The sequence below is a fragment of the Ruegeria sp. AB8 genome, assembly GCF_056542605.1.
Genome location: NZ_JBQGAB010000136.1, coordinates 1 through 523, shown reverse-complemented (window position 1 = coordinate 523; position 523 = coordinate 1). Strand labels below are relative to the sequence as shown.

Here is a 523-nt window from a genome sequence, read left to right as displayed (position 1 = left end):
ACGCCGATGCCGAAATCTTTGGCCACCACAAGTTCAAACCGGCGCGGTTGTTCAAATCCATTCGCTCCAAGGCCTATCTGTTCTCAGGCGTGGAAATCCGCTGGAAATCCGCCATCGACGATGGCGAGACCCCGACCGAGGCGACGTTCCACTTCCCCGGAGGCCTGTCCGATTACCTCAAAGAGACGATGAACGGTTCGTCCACTTATGCCGAGCAACCCTTCGCAGGCACCGTGGACTTCACCGAGAAGTTCGGGACACCGGGCAAGGTCGAATGGGCGATCAACTGGACACCTTCGCGCGATGGGTTCATCCAATCCTACTGTAACACCGTCCCCACTCCCGAAGGTGGAACCCATGTAGCGGGGTTCTGGGCCGCGATCCTCAAGGGGATCAAGGCGTATGGTGAGCTGATCAACAACAAGAAAGCCGCGCAGATCACCCGCGAAGACCTGATCACCGGCGGCTGCGCGCTGGTGTCCTGCTTTATCCGCGAGCCGGAATTCGTGGGCCAGACCAAAGA

Annotated in this window: 1 pseudogene; it reads left to right on the top strand. The window is 58.9% G+C overall.

The annotated features are described in order from the left end of the window. Nucleotides 1-523 (top strand): annotated as a pseudogene (locus tag ACR0CG_RS24185) (DNA topoisomerase IV subunit B); the annotation flags it as partial.